General features: G+C 62.0%; 12 protein-coding genes and 1 pseudogene. 11 read left to right on the forward strand and 2 right to left on the reverse strand.

Going from position 1 to position 14,534, the window contains the following annotated elements:
- Positions 1–90 precede the first annotated feature (90 nt).
- The 6 genes from VNX23_RS19520 to VNX23_RS19545 all read left to right on the forward strand — a co-directional run bounded on the left by VNX23_RS19520 (position 91) and on the right by VNX23_RS19545 (position 5,840).
- Entirely contained in the window at positions 91–906 is an 816-nt protein-coding gene (locus VNX23_RS19520; RefSeq protein ID WP_325632658.1) for a putative hydro-lyase, read from the forward strand.
- Between the two features lie 241 nt (positions 907–1,147).
- Positions 1,148–2,392, forward strand: coding sequence for an ABC transporter substrate-binding protein (locus tag VNX23_RS19525; RefSeq protein ID WP_325632660.1), 1,245 nt, complete (start codon positions 1,148–1,150; stop codon positions 2,390–2,392).
- 173 nt (positions 2,393–2,565) lie between these two features.
- Entirely contained in the window at positions 2,566–3,444 is an 879-nt protein-coding gene (locus VNX23_RS19530) for a branched-chain amino acid ABC transporter permease (RefSeq protein ID WP_325632661.1), read from the forward strand.
- Positions 3,444–4,424, forward strand: coding sequence for a branched-chain amino acid ABC transporter permease (locus VNX23_RS19535; protein ID WP_325632663.1), 981 nt, complete (start codon positions 3,444–3,446; stop codon positions 4,422–4,424). Before VNX23_RS19530 ends, VNX23_RS19535 begins: the two co-directional genes overlap by 1 nt.
- A complete protein-coding gene (locus tag VNX23_RS19540) occupies positions 4,421–5,152 on the forward strand; it encodes an ABC transporter ATP-binding protein (protein ID WP_325632664.1) in 732 nt (243 codons plus the stop codon). Before VNX23_RS19535 ends, VNX23_RS19540 begins: the two co-directional genes overlap by 4 nt.
- Positions 5,136–5,840, forward strand: a complete 705-nt coding sequence (locus tag VNX23_RS19545; RefSeq protein WP_325632666.1) for an ABC transporter ATP-binding protein — start codon at positions 5,136–5,138, stop codon at positions 5,838–5,840. The genes VNX23_RS19540 and VNX23_RS19545 overlap by 17 nt, the downstream gene beginning before the upstream one ends.
- A 107-nt stretch (positions 5,841–5,947) precedes the next feature.
- Here VNX23_RS19545 and VNX23_RS19550 read toward each other — a convergent pair whose 3' ends face one another.
- Positions 5,948–6,604: an aldolase gene (locus VNX23_RS19550; protein ID WP_325632667.1), complete on the reverse strand. Its 657-nt coding sequence runs from the start codon at positions 6,602–6,604 to the stop codon at positions 5,948–5,950.
- A gap of 111 nt (positions 6,605–6,715) precedes the next feature.
- On the opposite strand from VNX23_RS19550, the gene ltnD reads away from it, so the two are divergent.
- The 5 genes from ltnD (at position 6,716) to VNX23_RS19575 (ending at position 14,259) form a co-directional block, all read left to right on the forward strand.
- The gene (gene ltnD, locus VNX23_RS19555; RefSeq protein ID WP_325632668.1) at positions 6,716–7,636 is read left to right on the forward strand and encodes an L-threonate dehydrogenase; all 921 of its coding nucleotides are present in this window, start codon (positions 6,716–6,718) and stop codon (positions 7,634–7,636) included.
- Between the two features lie 27 nt (positions 7,637–7,663).
- A complete protein-coding gene (gene otnI, locus VNX23_RS19560; protein ID WP_325632670.1) occupies positions 7,664–8,446 on the forward strand; it encodes a 2-oxo-tetronate isomerase in 783 nt (260 codons plus the stop codon).
- Positions 8,447–8,456: 10 nt separating this feature from the next.
- Complete coding sequence (gene otnK, locus VNX23_RS19565) at positions 8,457–9,734, forward strand: 3-oxo-tetronate kinase (protein WP_325632671.1); 1,278 nt, start codon at positions 8,457–8,459, stop codon at positions 9,732–9,734.
- A gap of 159 nt (positions 9,735–9,893) precedes the next feature.
- Positions 9,894–13,076, forward strand: coding sequence for an efflux RND transporter permease subunit (locus VNX23_RS19570; protein ID WP_325632673.1), 3,183 nt, complete (start codon positions 9,894–9,896; stop codon positions 13,074–13,076).
- Complete coding sequence (locus VNX23_RS19575) at positions 13,066–14,259, forward strand: efflux RND transporter periplasmic adaptor subunit (RefSeq protein WP_414643034.1); 1,194 nt, start codon at positions 13,066–13,068, stop codon at positions 14,257–14,259. The genes VNX23_RS19570 and VNX23_RS19575 overlap by 11 nt, the downstream gene beginning before the upstream one ends.
- 92 nt (positions 14,260–14,351) lie before the next feature.
- Here the strand turns inward: VNX23_RS19575 and VNX23_RS19580 are convergent.
- Positions 14,352–14,534, reverse strand: a pseudogene (locus tag VNX23_RS19580) (acetyl-CoA acetyltransferase); the annotation flags it as partial.

The following is a 14,534-nucleotide window of genomic DNA, read 5'->3' on the forward strand; positions in this document are numbered from 1 at the left end:
ATAAATCTGGCTTATTCAACTTGATTATAAAGCAAGATTAGACTTTATAGTACGCATGCGCTTCACTTCTGTCGAGTTGATGGGCGGGACATGACCATTCTGGCGGCAGGGCAGTTTTGCGAAGACCAGGACTCCCTTGTGAGCCGGCAGGCGCGGCTGGCGTGCCGCGCCGGAATGGCCACGACGACGGCAGGCGTCGCAGGCGGATTTGTTCAGGGCAATCTCGCTATCCTGCCGGAAAAGCTCGCAGGCTCCTTTCACCGTTTCTGCCAGCTCAATCCAAAACCCTGTCCCATCATCGGCATGTCCGACCCAGGCGATCCCAGAATTCCTTCGCTCGGGATCGATCTCGACATCCGCACCGATTTGCCGCGCTATCGCGTGTGGCGCGACGGCGCGGTGGTCGATGAACCCACCGACATCATGGCCCATTGGCGCGATGACCTCGTGGCGTTCGTGCTCGGCTGCTCCTATTCGTTCGAAGAAGCCCTGATGGAAGGCGGCCTGCCGCTCCGTCACGTCGAAGGCAAGCTCCGCGTGCCGATGTATCGCACCAATATCGCCTGCAGCCCCTCGGGGCCGTTTGCCGGTCCGTTGGTGGTGTCGATGCGCCCGTTCAGGCCGGCGCAAGCGATCCGCGCCATCCAGATCACCTCGCGCTTTCCTTCGGTGCATGGGGCGCCGGTTCACCTCGGCCATCCGCAGTCGATCGGGATTTCCGACATCGCAAGGCCCGACTATGGCGATGCGGTCCCGGTCGGGGCGGACGAGATCCCGGTGTTCTGGGCCTGCGGCGTCACACCGCAGGCGGTGATTGCGGCAGCCAAGGTACCGTTTGCGATCACGCATGCTCCGGGCTTGATGCTGGTGACCGATCTGCGCAACAAAGACCTGGCCGTGCTCTAGAGCATGATCCGGACCCGAAGGGCCACGCTAGTGCAAAGTGGAAACCGGTTTTCCCTCGCGACAAACTCGGAACGCGTTTGCGCGGAGATCATGCTCAAAGATGAGATCATGCTGCCATTCCACTTAATCGCATCCGATTGGACGATTGCGCTTTAACGGGCAGCTGTTGCCGCTCTTTGAGGCTTTGCGGTCGTCTTCAATCGTTTTCATCGATAGCCCGCCGACATCAGAGGAAGATCCCATGACCATTTCCCGCCGAAACATCCTGCTCGGGGCCACCGCGAGCGCCGCGCTGTTGCCGATGCCGCTCCGCGCGCAGACCTCCGACGTGGTGATCGGCGTGATCTATCCGCTGTCGGGCGCCAGCGCCCAGATCGGCGTCGACGCGCAGAAAGCCTTCGACACTGCCGGGGAAATCATCAACAAGAACTTCGATTTCGATCTGCCGCTGGCGCGGGGCGAAGGATTGCCGGGTCTTAACGGCGGCAAGATCAGGCTCGTTTTCGCCGACCACCAGGCCGATCCGCAGAAAGGGCGTGCCGAGGCGGAGCGCCTGATTACCCAGGAAAAGGTTTGCGCGGTCATCGGCACCTATCAAAGCGCAGTTGCGGTCACCGTCAGCCAGATCTGCGAGCGCTACCAGGTTCCGTTCCTCTCGGCCGACAACTCCTCGCCGAGCCTGCATCGGCGCGGCCTGAAGTTCTATTTCCGAGCCAGCCCTCACGACGAGATGTATTCCAAGGCGATGTTCGACTTCTTCGATGCCATGAGGAAGAAGGGCGTCAAGATCGACACCCTGTCGCTGTTCCACGAAGACACGATCTTCGGCACCGATTCGGGCAATGCCCAGACCAAGCTCGCCAATGAGCGCGGCTACAAGGTGGTTTCCGACATCAAGTACAGGGCGAATTCGCCCTCGCTCTCGGCCGAGGTGCAACAGCTCAAGGCGGCGAATGCGGACGTGCTGATGCCTTCGAGCTACACCACCGACGGCATCCTTCTGGTGAAGACCATGGGCGAGCTCGGTTACAAGCCGCCGGCGATCGTGGCCCAGGATGCGGGTTTCTCCGAAAAGGCGCTGTACGACGCGGTCGGCGACAAGCTCGAAGGCGTGATCTCGCGCGGCACCTTCTCGCTCGACCTTGCGGCCAAGCGGCCGATGGTCGGAAAGATCAATGACATGTTCAAGCAAAAATCCGGCAAGGACCTCAACGACTATTCGTCGCGGCAGTTCATGGCCCTCATCATCATGGCGGACGCGATCAACCGCGCCAAATCCACCGATGGCGAAAAGATCCGCGAGGCGCTGGCCTCAACCGACTTGGGCGGTGAACAGACCATCATGCCGTGGAAGCGCGTCAAGTTCGACGAGATGGGCCAGAACAACGACGCCGACCCGGTGTTGCTGCAATATGTCGGCAGCAAATTCGTCACCATTTTCCCGGCGCAAGCCGCCGTTGCCGAAGCCGTCTGGCCGATGAAGTAGGCGAGAGCCGCAAGAGGGGGCGGGGCGATGACAGCGCAGATCGATATTTCGCGCGTGGTCATTCCGGGGCGGTGCGCAGCACCGAACCCGGAATCTCGAGATTCCGGGTCTGGTCCTTCGGACCATCCCGGAATGACTGGGTTACCAATCAGGCGGCGCTCGGGGTGCATATCATGACCGCCGAGACCATCATCCAAAGTCTCGCCAGCGGTCTTTTGATGGGGCTGCTCTACGGCCTGATCGCGGTGGGATTGGCGCTGATCTTCGGCCTCATGGACGTCGTGAACTTCGCCCACGGCGAATTCCTGATGATCGCGATGTACGCGACCTTCTTCCTGTTCGCGTTCTTTGCCGTCGATCCCCTGCTGTCGGCGCCGCTGGTTGCGGCGGCGCTGTTCGTGTTCGGGGCGGTGGTCTATCTCCTGGTCGTGCGCTTTGCGATGCGGGCGAAAGCCAATGCCGGCATGGTGCAGATTTTCTCCACCTTCGGGCTTGCGATCGTCATGCGCGGGCTGGCGCAGTTTTTCTTCACGCCGGATTACCGCAGCATCACGCATTCATGGCTCGGCGGCAAAACCGTGTCGATCGCCGGAATCTTTCTCCCCGTCCCGCAATTGTTCGGCGCGCTGGTCGCGATCGCAGCCTTTGGCGCGCTGTGGTTCTTCATCAACCGCACCGATTTCGGCCGCGCCCTTGAGGCAACCCGCGAGGATGCCGGCGCGGTGGCGTTGGTCGGCATCGACAAGAACCGGGTGTTTGCGCTCGGCTGGGGTCTGGGTGCCGCGCTGGTCGGGCTTGCCGGCGCGATCATGGCGATCTTCTTCTACATCTATCCCGACGTCGGCGCCTCGTTTGCGCTGATCGCCTATGTCACGGTGGCGCTTGGCGGCTTCGGCAGTGTGTTCGGCGCCTTCGCCGGCGGCCTCCTCGTCGGTCTGGTCGAAGCGACCACTGCATTGATCCTGCCGCCATCGCTGAAATCGGTCGGCATCTACGCGGTTTATCTGCTGGTCGTTTTCATCAGGCCGCGCGGCCTGTTCGGGTCGCTGTGATGGATACGGCTTTCGCAGAACGCCGCCGCCGCAACCTGATCGTCGCCGCCTGCCTTGCCGCGATCGCGGCGCTGGTGCCGCTGTTCGTCAAGGACGTCTACGTCCAGAACATCATGGTGCTGAGCTTAATGTATGCGGCGCTGTCGCAGAGCTGGAACATTTTGTCCGGCTATTGCGGGCAGATCTCGCTCGGACACGCGCTTTATTTCGGGCTCGGCGCCTATACCACGGCACTCTTGTTCACCAAGTTCGGCGTGCTGCCCTGGTTCGGCATGCTCGGCGGCGGCTTGATATCGGCGGCGATTGCGCTCGCTCTCGGCTATCCCTGCTTCCGCCTGCGCGGCCACTATTTCGTCATCGCCACCATCGTCATCGCCGAGACCGCGCTGCTTCTGTTCCAGAACTGGGAATGGGCGGGTGCGGCGCTCGGCATCGATATCCCCGTGCGCGGCGACAGCTGGCTCAAATTCCAGTTCACGCGCAGCAAGCTGCCTTACTTTTATTTTGCGCTGGTGCTTGCCTGCATCGCCTGGTTCGTGACGTGGTGGCTTGAGGATTCCAAATGGGGATACTGGTGGCGTGCCGTGAAGGACAATCCGGATGCCGCCGAAAGCCTGGGTGTGGTGGTCTTCAACTCCAAGATGGGCGCGGCAGCGGTATCGGCATTTCTCACTGCCGTCGGCGGCAGTTTCTACGCGCAGTTCGTCTCCTATATCGATCCCGAGAGCGTCATGGGCTTTCAGTTCTCGCTTCTGATGGCGCTGCCCGCCGTGCTGGGCGGCATTGGCACGCTTTGGGGACCGATGCTCGGAGCCGTGATCCTGATTCCGCTCACCGAGTTGACGCGCTCCTTCATCGGCGGCTCCGGTCGGGGCGTCGACCTGATCGTCTACGGCGCGCTGATCGTGCTGATCTCGCTGGCGCGGCCGCAAGGGCTGGTCGGAATGTTCTCGCGGCACCGCAAGGCAGCCACGCGATGACGGCGTTGCTCGAAACCAGAGGCGTCTGGCAGCGCTTCGGCGGCCTGATCGCCAACAGCGACGTGTCGATTTCGGTCCAGGCTGGCGAAATCGTGGGGCTGATCGGTCCCAATGGCGCCGGCAAGTCGACCTTGTTCAACCTGATCGCAGGCGTACTGCCGCCGACCGAAGGCTCGATCATCTTCGACGATGAAAATGTCACCCGACTGCCGGCGGCGGAGCGCTGCCAGCGCGGCATCGCCCGCACCTTCCAGGTCGTGAAAAGCTTCGAGACCATGACGGTGATCGATAACGTCATCGTCGGCGCGTTGATCCGTACCACCGTGATGCGCGAGGCACGCCGCAAGGCTCACGAGGTCCTGGACTTCTGCGGCCTTGCCGCTCGCGCCGACGTGCCGGCAAGCCAGCTGATCCCGTCCGAAAAACGCCGGCTCGAAGTCGCTCGTGCGCTTGCCACCGAACCCAAGCTTTTACTGCTCGACGAGGTGCTCACCGGCCTCACGCCGATCGAGGCGCAACGAGGTGTCGAGCTGGTGCGGAAAGTTCGCGCCACCGGCGTGACGGTTTTGATGGTCGAGCACGTCATGGAGATCGTGATGCCGCTGGTCGATCGCGCCATCGTACTCGATCTCGGCAAGGTGCTGGTGGAGGGCAAGCCTGCCGACGTCGTTCGCGACCCGAAAGTCATCGCTGCCTATCTTGGGGATCGTCATGCTGTCGGTGCATGAAGTCACCACCGCCTATCAGGGACTGGTCGCGATCTCTTCGGTCTCGATCGAGGTCGAGAAGGGCGAGATCGTCTGCGTAGCGGGCGCCAATGGCGCCGGCAAGTCGACGCTCCTGAAGACGATTGCCGGCGCAGAACGGCCGCGCGCAGGTACCATCACCTTCGACGGAGGGCGCATCGACGGGCTGGCGCAGCATCTGATCACCGCGCGCGGCATCGCCTACGTGCCGGAAAACCGGCGATTGTTTCCGCGTCTCTCCGTGCGGGACAACTTGAGGCTCGGCAGTTATCTTTACCGCAGCGAAGCGGGTCGCGACGAACCGCAGTCGCTGGTGTTCAAGCTGTTCCCGAGGCTGTCGGAGCGGCTGGACCAGCGCGCCGAAACGCTCTCCGGCGGCGAGCAGCAGATGCTCGCGATCGGCCGCGCGCTGATGACAAGGCCGCGGCTGTTGATGCTGGACGAGCCCTCGCAGGGCATCATGCCAAAACTCGTCGATGAGATCTTTCAGTCGGTCAAGCGGATCCGCGACGCCGGCATGACCGTGCTGATCGTCGAGCAGCGCATCGCCGAATGCCTCGACATCGCCGACCGCGCCTACATCCTGCAGACCGGCCGCCTGCAGATGCAGGGCACCTCGAGCGAAATCAGGGACAATCCCGACGTCCGCAAGGCGTATCTCGGGCTGTGATCGGTCTTGTCGTCATGGCCGGGCTCGTCCCGGCCATCCACGTCTTTCCTTGTAATGCATGCCAAAGACGTGGATGCCCGGCACAAGGCCGGGCATGACGCGTAGAGTCAATGCTCGTGCTCCGGCAACACCAGCCCGAACGTCTTCAACAAATCGGCGACCTGCGCAGGCGAAAGATAACGCGGGTTGAGCCCGCGCAGCAGAAGATAAAGCCGTGCCGTCTCTTCCAGCTCCTCGATCGCGAACACCGCACCCTCCAGCGTATCGCCGGAGACTACCGGGCCGTGATTGGCGAGCAGCACGGACGAATATTTTCCCGCCAGGCCCTTGATCGCGTCCGCGACCGCCGGATCGCCGGGCCGGTAGTAAGGCACGAGCGCGGTGGCACCGCACTTCATCAGGTAATAGGCCGTCATCGGCGGCAGCGCCGCGCGCGGGTCGATCTCCGGCAGCATCGAGAGCGCCACCGAATGCGTCGAGTGCAGGTGCACCACGGCGCGCGCCGCCGCACGGGTCTGGTACAATGCCGTGTGCAGCGGCACCTCCTTGGTCGGCGCATCGCCGGAGAGGAGCCGTCCGAGAGCATCGAGCCGCGACAGCCGCGCCGGGTCGAGTAAACCGAGCGAGGCGTTGGTCGGCGTCACCATATAGCCGCCATCGTCGAGTTTTGCGGAAATGTTGCCCGAGGAGCCCGGCGTCAGCCCGCGTTCGAACAGGGAGCGGCCGAGCCGGCAGATTTCCTCGCGGATCTTTGTTTCGCTCATGGCCTATCCTTTTCAAACCTTGTCTCACGCTTTGGCAGCGCGGCCAAGCCGTGATACGCAGGGGGCAACGCACCGCCATGACGGTCAAAGAGGAACTCAGGGAAACGCCGCATGTCCCAGCCTGCAATCGCAAAACCCCGCATCGCCGTCATCGGACTCGGTTCGATGGGCTTCGGCATGGCGACCTCGCTCCGCCGCGCCGGTTTCGAGGTGACCGGTTGCGACGTCTCAGTGGACGCGGTTGGCCGGTTTGTGTCCGAAGGCGGCAAGGGCGCCAGGACGCCGGCAGAGGCCGCAAGCGGTGCCGACATCGTTGTCAGTGTCGTCGTCAACGCGAGCCAGACCGAAACCATTCTGTTCGGCCAGCACGGCGCGGCCGAAACGCTGGCAAAGGACGCCGTGTTTATCTCGTCTGCGACCATGGACCCCGACGTCGCCCGGCGGCTCGCCCAACAGCTGGAGGCGACAGGAAGGCTTTATCTCGACGCACCGATTTCTGGCGGCGCGCAGCGCGCAGCCCAGGGCGAATTGACCATCCTCGCCTCGGGAAGCCCAGCGGCTTTCGCAAGGGCGCGGCCCGCGCTCGATGCGATGGCGGCAAAACTTTATGAACTCGGCGATGCAGCGGGGCAGGGCGCCGCGTTCAAGATGATCAACCAGCTGCTGGCGGGCGTTCATATCGCGGCGGCTTCCGAGGCCATCGCCTTTGCCGCGAGACAAGGGCTCGATATCCGCAAGGTTTACGAGGTGATCACGGCTTCCGCCGGCAATTCCTGGATGTTCGAAAACCGCATGCCGCATGTGCTCGACGGCGACTATGCGCCGCGCAGCGCGGTCGAGATTTTCGTCAAGGATCTGGGGATCATTCAGGATATGGCGCGCAATGCCAAATTCCCGGTTCCGGTCGCGGCGGCAGCGCTGCAGATGTTTTTGATGACGGCGGCTGCGGGCATGGGCCGCGACGACGATGCATCGGTCGCGCGGATCTATGCCCGCGTCACGGGCACGAAACTGCCCGGCGAGCCGAAATAGCTATTTTCGAAAAAGAAGGGAACAGCGATGCCCCGCTTTGCCGCCAATCTCACCATGATGTTCAACGAAGTGCCGTTCCTCGACCGCTTCGAGGCGGCGGCGAAAGCGGGTTTTACGGCGGTCGAATTCCTGTTTCCGTATGCGTTTCCCGCCGAAGAGATCGGCAAGCGCCTGCGCGCCAACGGTCTGACGCAAGCGCTGTTCAATCTGCCGCCCGGCAATTGGGATGCCGGCGAAAAGGGTTTTGCCGCGCTGCCGGAGCGTTTTGCCGACCTCAAGCAGAGCCTGCACACGGCACTGCCTTACGCGGAAGCGACCGGCGTCAAGCGCGTGCACCTGATGGCGGGAATTGCCAGTCGAACCGATGCAAAGGCGGTCGAGGCGTTCTACAAATCGGTAGCGTGGAGTTGCGAATTCTTCGCGCCCCATGGTCTCGATGTGGTGATCGAGCCGATCAATCCGCGCAACGTGCCCGGCTATTTTCTCAACGATTTTGTGTTCGCGCACGAGCTGATCAACGAATTGAAGATTGCGAACCTGAAGCTGCAATTCGACATCTATCACTGTCAGATCATTCATGGCGATGTCACCATGCGGCTGCGCGAGATGATGCCGGTGATTGGTCATGTCCAGATCGCCAGCATCCCGTCGCGTCACGAGCCTGATGGCGAAGAGTTGAACTATCCCTTCATCTTCGCCGAGCTCGACCGGCTCGGCTATGGCGGCTTCGTCGGCTGCGAATATAACCCGCGGGGCAAGACCACCGACGGCCTCGGCTGGTTCAAGCAATATGCTGGTGCGGGACGCTAGGAGGAACGCCGTGACGCTCGCACTTGGCTGCATCGCCGACGACTACACCGGCGCATCCGATCTCGCCAACACGCTGACGCGCTGCGGTTTGCGCACGGTGCAGACGATCGGCGTTCCCGCCGACGAACTGAAGCTCCCCGAGGTCGACGCGGTCGTCGTGTCGCTGAAAAGCCGGTCGATCGAAGCAGCTATCGCCGTGTCGCGCTCGCGCGCCGCGGACAAATGGCTGCGCGGACGCGGTGCGGCCCATGTGCTGTTCAAGATCTGTTCGACTTTCGATTCCACCGACGCCGGCAATATCGGTCCGGTGATGGACGCGTTGCGCCACGACTGCGGTGACAGGATCGTGTTGGTGACGCCTGCCTTTCCCGAGACCGGCCGCACTGTCTACCAGGGCAATTTGTTCGTGGGCTCGGTGCCGCTGAACGAAAGCCCGCTTAGGGATCACCCGCTCAATCCGATGCACGATTCCAATCTCGTGCGGGTGCTCGCGCGCCAGAGCAAGACCAAGGTTGATCTCGTTGATCTCAAGACCGTGACTCGCGGAGCGGATGCCGTGCGGGCGCGCTTATCCGAATTGTCGGCCAGGGGTTTTGGTGCGGCGATTGTCGACGCCGTCTTTGACCATGATCTGGAAACGATTGGCGAGGTCGCGCTGGAGCATCGCCTGTCCGTCGGGGCATCCGGAGTTGGCCTCGGCCTTGCCCGCGCGCTGGTCGCATCACGCAAGCTGAAGGCGGGCGCCTCAAACGCGGTTTCCGATGCGCCGGTCGGCGGCCCGGCGGCGTGCCTTGCCGGCAGCTGTTCGCACGCGACGCTGCAACAGATCGCACAAGCCGAACAGGTGATGCCGGTGCTGCATCTTGATCCGGAGCGAGTGGTCGCGGGCGGGGACGAAGCAAGTCGTGCGCTGGCATGGGCCAAAGGGAGGCTGAACGAGGGACCGATCCTGATCGCCTCTAGTTCGACACCGGACCAGGTCGCAGCTCTGCAAGCACGTCATGGCCGCAATGCAACCGGGCATGCCATTGAGCAGGCAATGGCCGACCTCGCCGAAGGCCTGGTGCAGTCGGGGGTGCGACGCCTGGTGGTAGCAGGTGGTGAAACTTCAGGCGCGGTTGTGGATCGTTTGGGCATTCCCGGTTTTCTGGTAGGTGCGGAAATTGCCGCAGGCGTGCCGGTTTTGCGCGCTGTCGGCGCGAAGGACGGCGAAATGCTGCTTGCACTCAAATCGGGCAATTTCGGCGGGCCCGAATTTTTTTCCGATGCGCTCAAGCTGATGCGCTGAAGTGTCACCGCGCCTTTGGCGAACGCGAAGCGGTAACGCGTAACGGCAACGGTATCGCGGAAGTGAAGGCGCGCAAGTTAGCCATTTGGCCGCATTTCGGGTACATCGGCGCGGGCCCAATTCCTCCATCCCGAATTTGGTAAGCGGAATGCGCGTGACATGACTGAACTTGTTCGTATCGCCCTCAACCGGCCATACACATTCGTCGTGCTCGCGCTGTTGCTCCTGATCATCGGGCCGCTCGCGGCCTTGCGCACGCCGACCGATATCTTTCCAGAGATTCGCATCCCGGTGATCGGCGTGGTCTGGCAATATACCGGCTTGCCGCCGGACCAGATGTCGGGGCGCATCATCACGCCGTATCAGCGGGTCCTGACCACGACCGTCAACGATATCGAGCACATCACCGCGAACTCCTATAACGGTGTCGGCATCGTCAAGATCTTCTTCCAGCCGAACGCGGACATCCGCACCGCCAATGCGCAGGTCACGGCCGTCTCGCAGACGGTTCTCAAGCAGATGCCTCCGGGGGCGACGCCGCCGCTGATCATCAACTACAGTGCCTCGACGGTTCCGATCATTCAGCTCGCGTTGTCGGGCGAAGGGCTCACAGAACAGATCCTTGGCGACATCGCGATCAACCAGTTGCGTACGCCGCTGGTGACGGTGCCTGGCGCCGCGATCCCGTATCCGTATGGTGGCAAGCAACGTCAGATACAGATCGACGTCGACCCGTCGAAACTGCAGTCGCTGGGATTATCCGGGCAGGATGTCGCCAACGCGTTGGCGGCGCAGAACCTGATCCAGCCGGCCGGCACGTCGAAGATAGGCACCTTCGAATATGTCATTCAGGTCAACAACTCGCCGCTGAAGTCCGGCGAACTCGGCGATCTTCCGATCAAGGTCGTCAATGGCGCAACCATCTACGTGCGCGACGTTGCGGCTGTGCGTGACGGTAATCCGCCCCAAACCAACGTCGTCCACGTCAACGGCAATCGCTCGGTTCTGATGATGGTGCTGAAGTCGGGCTATACCTCGACGCTCGATATCATCGCGGGCATCAAGGCAAAGGCCGCTGCCTACAAGGATTCACTGCCGGACGCGCTGAAAATCGGCTATGTCGGCGACCAGGGCGTGTTCGTCGCGGCTTCCATCGAAGGCGTGGTGCGGGAAGGCATCATCGCGGCCGCGCTCACCAGCGTCATGATCCTCTTGTTTCTCGGAAGCTGGCGTTCGACGATCATTATCGCGACATCAATTCCACTGGCCGTGTTCGGCTCGATCATCATGCTGGCAGCGATCGGCGAGACGCTGAACATCATGACGCTGGGCGGTCTGGCGCTCGCGGTCGGTATTCTCGTCGACGAAGCCACCGTGACGATCGAGAACATCAACTGGCATCTGGAGCAGGGCAAGGAAGTTCGTCCGGCCATTCTCGACGGGGCGCAGCAGATCGTGGTGCCGGCGTTCGTGTCGCTACTCTGCATCTGCATCGTGTTCATTCCGATGTTCTTCCTGCAGGGCATTCCTCGCTTCCTGTTTGTGCCGATGGCCGAAGCGGTGATCTTCGCGATGATCTGGTCGTTCATCCTGTCGCGTACGCTGGTGCCGACGATGGCGATGTATCTGTTGAAGCCGCATCAGCACGAGCATGGCGCAACGCTGCCGCCGACACGTAATCCGCTGGTCTGGTTTCAGCGCGGCTTCGAACGCCGGTTCGAGCAGTTTCGCAGCGGACATCGCGACCTGCTGACGCTGGCGCTGCACCACCGGCCGACCTTTGTGATCGGTTTTCTGGGCTTCGTCGGAGCCTCGTTCGTGATGGTGCCCTATCTCGGGGAGAACTTCTTCCCCGCGGTCGATGCCGGCCAGATCCTGATGCATGTGCGCGTTCAGGTAGGCACGCGGCTTGAGGAAAGCGCCAATCAGTTTGCCGACATTCAAAAGGCGATCCGCAAGATCATTCCGCCTGACCAGATCGAGACGATGACCGACAACGTCGGGCTGCCGATTTCGGGCATCAACCTGACGTACAACAATACCGGCGTGATGGGTCCGCAGGACGGCGATATCCAGATCAAGCTCAAGGAGGATCATCCTCCGACCGCAAACTATGTGAAGGCGATGCGCGAGCAGCTTCCGCGCCTGTTTCCTGGAACGAGTTTTGCTTTTCTGCCCGCGGATATCGTCAACCAGATCCTGAACTTCGGCTCACCCGCGCCGATCGATCTGCAGGTCCGGGGCAACAACTTGAACGCAAATATTGTCTACGCTACCCAGTTGATGAAGCGCATTCGCCAGGTCCCGGGCGCTGCTGACGTTCGCATCCAGCAGTCGACAAGCGAGCCGACATTCAACATCGACGTCGACCGGACGCGAGCGCAATATGTCGGTCTGACCGAGCGCGACGTCGTCAACAGCCTTACCGTGAACCTCTCCGGTAGCGGGCAGGTTGCTCCGACTTACTACCTCAATCCGGATAACGGCGTGTCGTACTCGATCGTGATGCAGACGCCGCAATATCAGCTCGATTCGTTGAGCGCGCTGGAAACGTTGCCGATCACGGCGACCGGGCGCCCCAACGCGCCGATTCTCGGAGGTGTTGCCAATCTGACGCGCACGACGTCGAGCGCGATTGTTTCGCAATATGACATTCAACCCACGCTGCAGATCTTCGCGGCGACCCAAGGACGCGATCTGGGTGGCCTCGCCAAGGACGTCAAGAAGATCGTTGCGGACACTGCCAAGGATGTGCCGAAGGGCTCGACCGTCGTGCTGTCCGGCCAAGTGTCGACGATGAATAGTTCGTTCTCCGGTCTGCTCTTCGGTCTGTTGGGGGCGATCGTTCTGGTTTATTTCCTGATCGTCGTGAACTTCCAGTCGTGGTCCGATCCATTTGTGATCATCACCGCACTGCCGGCTGCGCTGGCGGGCATCGTCTGGATGCTGTTCCTGACCCATACGACCATATCCGTCCCGGCATTGACCGGCGCCATCATGTGCATGGGCGTTGCTACCGCCAACAGCGTGCTGGTGATCAGCTTTGCCCGCGAGCGTTATGAGGAACTGGGTGACCCGATCGCTGCGGCTATCGAGGCTGGCTTTGTGCGTATCCGTCCGGTGCTCATGACGGCACTCGCGATGGTCATCGGCATGCTTCCGATGTCGCTCGGCCTGGGCGAGGGCGGCGAGGCCAACGCGCCGCTGGGCCGTGCCGTGATCGGCGGCCTGATGTTCTCAACCGTCGCGACGTTGATGTTTGTTCCCGTGGTATTTAGTATGCTGCACAAGAAGCAGGACGCCAAAGCCGCCGTCCTATCGGAGAGAGATAATGTCCACTGAACCTAAGCCGGCTGGTTCCCGCCGGAAACTGGGCATCGTAGGCGTAGTCGCAGTCGCCGGTGCGCTGACCTTGGTCGTGACCGGTATCCGGGCGCGGGAAGACGCCGACGTCAAGTTGAAGGAATGGACGGACGATCAATCTGTACCGTCGGTTGCGGTGATCTACCCCAATCCAGGCACGCTGACCGGGACGATCGACCTGCCGGGCCGGCTTGAGGCTTATTACCGGGCGCCGATCTTCGCTCGCGTCAACGGCTACGTGAAGAGCTGGAGCGCCGACATCGGCGCTCGGGTGAAGGCCGGCGAGGTGATCGCCGAAATCGATGCGCCCGATCTCGATCAGCAATTGCTCCAGGCGCGCGCCGATCTGACGAACCAGCAGGCGAGCGCGAAGCTTTCCGAAGTCACACTGGCCCGCCGCAAGACGCTGATAGCGTCGAATTTCGTTTCGATGCAGGAGATCGACGAACGCACCGCCGACCTCTCCAACAAGAACGCGGCCGTCAACTCCAGCCAGGCCAACGTTGAACGGCTCGAAGCTCTCGCCGGTTACAAGAAGATTACCGTGCCGTTCGATGGCATTGTGACGGCGCGCAACACCGACGTTGGAGCGCTGATTAATGCGGGCGGCACCAGCAGCCCGCCGATGTTCATCGTGTCCGACATCAAGAAACTGCGCGTCTATGTCAACGTGCCGCAGACCTACGTGCCCGCGGTGAAGATCGGGGCCAAGGGGACGATTTCGGTGCCTGAATATCCGACCCGGACGTTTGAAGCGACGGTCGAGGCTTCGTCCCAGGCGGTCGATGTCAACTCGGGCACCACACAGATGCAGCTTGGGCTCGACAATATTTCGGGCGCGCTGATGCCGGGCGGCTTTGCGAACGTGCGGTTGGTCCTGCAACGCGAGGATGCACCGCTGCACATCCCCTCCAGCGCACTCGTCTTTGATCAGAAGGGGCTGCGCGTCGCGACGGTGACGTCCGATAACAAGATCCTGTTCAAGCCGGTGACGATTGCCCGCGACCTTGGGCGCGAGATCGAGCTTGCCGGTGGTATTACGCTTGATGACCGCGTCATCAGCACGCCGCCGGATGGCGTCGTCGATGGCGATCCGGTTCGTGTCGTGAGCACCAAGGGGCGTCCGGCGACCGCGACGGCCACACAGGGCGGGAAGGGCTAGGATCCAAGGACCAGAGGTTCTGTTCTTCGTGATGGCCGGGGATTACCCGGCCATTTGCGTTTGAAGGCCTGCCAAGAAGACGAGGCGTGACTTCACCCCGCCCGCCACTCCAGCACGCCGTCCTGGGCTTGGACGACATCACCGGACGAACCGACCGGGCTACGCTCCATATCCAATAGATGCGCCAGTGTAGAACGATCGTAAGCCGGCACCCGCGCCAGCGCGCGTGAATTCTCCGGCGTTCGCAGCATCACCACGCCGTGCTCGACCGCGTT

This window comes from Bradyrhizobium sp., from assembly GCF_035570375.1.
Classification (GTDB): domain Bacteria; phylum Pseudomonadota; class Alphaproteobacteria; order Rhizobiales; family Xanthobacteraceae; genus Bradyrhizobium.